The 3758-nt window shown below is 67.9% G+C and carries 4 protein-coding genes; 1 reads left to right on the top strand and 3 read right to left on the bottom strand.

Annotated features, from left to right (window positions below):
- Window positions 1–538, top strand: a 538-nt coding sequence (locus tag WBV89_RS15730) for an enoyl-CoA hydratase/isomerase family protein (protein ID WP_423982294.1), incomplete at its 5' end; no start/stop codon positions are given.
- Between the two features lie 15 nt (window positions 539–553).
- Here WBV89_RS15730 and WBV89_RS15725 read toward each other — a convergent pair.
- The 3 genes from WBV89_RS15725 to purN form a co-directional block, all read right to left on the bottom strand.
- Window positions 554–1264 carry a nitroreductase family protein gene (locus WBV89_RS15725; RefSeq protein ID WP_423982293.1) on the bottom strand — a complete coding sequence of 237 codons (711 nt, stop codon included), beginning with the start codon at window positions 1262–1264 and terminating at the stop codon, window positions 554–556.
- 100 nt (window positions 1265–1364) lie between these two features.
- Window positions 1365–2894, bottom strand: coding sequence for an IMP dehydrogenase (gene guaB, locus WBV89_RS15720; RefSeq protein ID WP_423982292.1), 1530 nt, complete (start codon window positions 2892–2894; stop codon window positions 1365–1367).
- Between the two features lie 17 nt (window positions 2895–2911).
- Window positions 2912–3514: a phosphoribosylglycinamide formyltransferase gene (gene purN / locus WBV89_RS15715; RefSeq protein ID WP_423982291.1), complete on the bottom strand. Its 603-nt coding sequence runs from the start codon at window positions 3512–3514 to the stop codon at window positions 2912–2914.
- Window positions 3515–3758: the final 244 nt, after the last annotated feature.

The following is a 3758-nucleotide window of genomic DNA, read 5'->3' as shown; positions in this document are numbered from 1 at the left end:
CGCAGCGGACCGCCACGCCTGGTGGCCGATCGCCGAGGCGAGCAAGCCGACGATCGGTGCGATCGACGGCCCGGCGGTGGGAATGGGGGCCGAGTTCAGCTCCCAGTGCGACCTTCGCCTCGCCGGTGCGAACGCCCGGTTCGGTTGGAACTTCGTGCACCGCGGGCTGGTTCCGGACACCGGCGCGGGCACCTGGCTGCTCCCGCGGATCATCGGGCTGCAACCCGCGCTCCGGCTGCTGTACACGGGCGAGATCATCGGCGCCGACGAGGCACTCGGGCTCGGTTACGTCCTCGACGTGGTGGCGAGTGACGACCTGCTGCCCGCCGCGATGGCCCTCGCAGAACAGATCGCGTCCGGGTCACCGCACAGTCTGCGCCAGATCAAGTCACTCGTCCACCAGGGTCTGACCGCGCCGGTCGGCGAGCACATGGAGCGCCACACCGAATCGCTCGCGGCGTGCTTCAAGAGCGACGATCACCGCGAAGGTGTGGCCGCATTCCTCGAGCGCAGACCCGCGGGTTTCACCGGGACCTGAGCGCGAACCGTCGCCTCACAGGATCGTGAGGACGTCGCCGAGGGGTTTGCGGTGCAGCGTGGGCACCTCGCAGTCCTCGACCGGAAACCCGACGGGGAAGAGCACGAACGGACGCTCGTTCTCGGGGCGCCCGAGGAGCCGTGAGAGGAAGGCCATCGGACTCGGCGTGTGCGTGAGCGTCGCCAGACCCATGTGGTGCAGCGCCGTGATGAACATGCCGGCGGCGATGCCGCAGCTCTCCTTCACGTAGTAGTGGTGGCGCTTCGACCCGTCGTCACGGATCCCGTACCGCTCCTCGAACAGCACGACGATCCACGGCGCGATCGCGAGGAACTCCTTGTGCCAGTCGGTGCCGAGCGGAGCCAGCTCGTTCTGCCAGCGCTCGGGCATCCGACCCTCCTCGTAATTGATCCGTTCCTCCTCCTCGGCGGCGCGTCGGATCTCGGCCTTCACCGCCGGATCGCCGACCGCGACGAACTGCCACGGCTGCTGGTGCGCACCGGAGGGGGCCGTGGATGCCGTCGTCACCGCGAGCTCGATCAGTCGGACGGGAACCGGCTCGTCGCTCAACATCCGCACGCTGCGCCGAGCGTCCATCTCGGCGTGGAAATCGACCGCTCGCGAGGCCATCGCGTCGTTCGAACGGCGCTCGAACTCGAGTCGGTGGAACGGATATCGCTCGCGCGTCTCGGCGGGTGGGTACGGGAACTCGTATCGGGAGCGCACACCCCACCATCGCACATGCGAAATCCCCGGCGCAGCGCGTGACGACGCTCAGACGATTGGCCCGCCAACGTCGATGATCGCCCGCCCGTGCGACCGATCGCTACGTGCCGCGCTGGTAGTTCGGAGCTTCCTGGGTGATCGTGACGTCGTGCGGGTGCGATTCCTCGCGTCCGGCCGTGGTGACCCGCATGAAGCGTGCCCCACGCAGCGCGTCGAGTGTCGCCGCACCGGCGTAGCCCATCCCGGAGCGCAGGCCTCCGACCAGTTGGTACAGCACGTCGCCGAGCGGTCCGGCATACGGCACACGGCCCTCGATCCCCTCCGGGACGAGCTTCTGGCTGGCGGCGCCCACTGCGGTCTTTCCCGACGATGATTGGCCCGTGGCGTACCGATCGGCGCTGTCGCCGGTCATCGCCCCCATCGAACCCATCCCGCGGTAGCTCTTGTACCGGCGGCCGTCCATCAGTTCCATCTCGCCGGGCGATTCCTCGGTTCCCGCGAGCAGTGACCCGATCATGACCGTCTGAGCGCCGGCCGCGATCGCCTTGACGATGTCGCCGGAGAACGTGATTCCGCCGTCGCCGATGATCGGGACCCCGAGCTGGCGTGCCCGGCGCGTCGTGTGCCAGATCGCCGACAGCTGCGGCATTCCGGCGCCCGAGACGACACGGGTCGTGCAGATCGACCCGGCGCCGACGCCGACCTTGATCGCATCGGCGCCCGCCTTCTGCAAGGCCTCGACGCCCTCTTCGGTCACGACGTTGCCGGCGGTGACCGGAAGATCGGGCCATGAGCCCTTGATCCGCTCGATCGCCTTCACGACGTTGGCCGAATGACCGTGCGCTGTGTCGATCGAGACGGCGTCGACGCTCATCGCGACGAGTGCTGCGACCCGCTCCTCGAGGTCGGCGCCGACCCCGACGGCGGCTGCGGCGCGGAGTCGGCCCTGGCCGTCGCGGGAGGCATTGGGGAAGTCGAGACGCTTCTGGATGTCCTTGACCGTGATCAGGCCGGCGAGCCGCCCCGATCCGTCGACGAGGGGAAGCTTCTCGATGCGGTGTTGTTGCAGGATCGCACGGGCGTCGTCGAGCGACGTGCCGACCTCGGCAACGACCAGGCCGTCGGCGGTCATGAACTCGGTGACCGGGCGATCGAAGTCGGTCCCCTCACAGAAACGGATGTCGCGGTTGGTCAGGATGCCCACGAGGTGACCGTCCTCGTCGGTGATCGGAACACCGGAGAACTTGAAGCGGTTCATCAGCGCTTCGGCCTCGTGGAGATACGCGGTCGGCGGAAGCGTGACCGGGTCGGTGATCATCCCCGACTGGGACCGCTTCACCTTCTGGACTTCGCTGGACTGATCGGCGATCGACATGTTGCGGTGGATCACACCGATCCCGCCGTGGCGCGCCATCGCGATCGCCATCCGGGCCTCGGTGACCTTGTCCATCGCTGCCGACACGAGCGGGACGGCCAACTCGATGTCCGCCGCGAAGGTGGCGGTCGTGTCGACCGCGTCGGGCAGCGTCTCGGACCACCCGGGCACGACCACGACATCGTCGAAGGTCAGAGCCTCGTAGCGATCGAAGAACCCGTCGTTGACGTTCGAGTCGGGGGCGGAATCGGTCATGTCGTGGACCTCGGATCTCAGGAGCTGTCGGATGCGCAGAGTTTCGTCAGCGTCTCGACGAGGAGCTCGTGCTCGGCGTCGTGGACGGTGGCGGCGAAGGCCTCCAGTGTGCCAGAAACATCGATCGGAACGGCCCGGGAGGCGAGAACCGGGCCGTCGTCGACACCTTCGTCGGGCACGAGGTGCACCATCACGCCCGACTCGCTGCGTTCACCGGCGAGCGCCTCGGACCACGCGCGTTCGATCGCTCGGATCCCGGGCAGCTGGCGCGGCAGCGCGGGGTGCAGATTGATCACCCGGTCGGGGAAGTGATCGAGGAAGTTCGTGGTCAGCAATCGCATCCAACCGGCGAGCACGACCCAGTCGGGCTCGAACGAGGCGACCGCCCCCGCGAGCCGGGTGTCGTAGTCGCGACGGTCTTCGCCGTCGAGCAGGGTGACCAGTTCGGTGTCGATGTCGGCTTCATCGGCGCGGACGAGTGCGTAGGCATCGATGCGGTTGCTGACGACACCGATCACCGACGCGTCGATCGACCCGTTGCCGTGGCCGACACCGTGGTCGAGGACGGCCTGGAGGTTGGACCCAGACCCGGACGCGAGGACGACGAGTCGGGATGGCATCGACACCGATCGTACCAACCCGGCCGATCTCGTGATCTTCTGCGGCGCTCCGTGCGCGAACAGTTCACGAGATCGGCGGGTGGCGTGGGGTCACCAGCGGAGGATGGCGGCGAGGCCGTCGTCGAGGATCGCGACGTTCGGCACGACGTGGATGTTTGCGTCGGTGAGCAACGCTCGACGAATCGCCCGATCGATGGTCCCCGAATCGCTCGACTCGTCATCGTGGACCAGCAGCGTGTCGACT

Origin of the sequence: Ilumatobacter sp. (genome assembly GCF_049588435.1) — a bacterium.
In the GTDB taxonomy this organism is placed as follows: domain Bacteria; phylum Actinomycetota; class Acidimicrobiia; order Acidimicrobiales; family Ilumatobacteraceae; genus Ilumatobacter_A.
This window is presented reverse-complemented; position numbering and strand designations above follow the sequence as displayed.

Coding starts and splice junctions, on each gene's coding strand:
- purN (WP_423982291.1), bottom strand. CDS start 3,514: ATGCCATCCCGACTCGTCGTCCTCGCGTCCGGGTCTGGGTCCAACCTC.
- guaB (WP_423982292.1), bottom strand. CDS start 2,894: ATGACCGATTCCGCCCCCGACTCGAACGTCAACGACGGGTTCTTCGAT.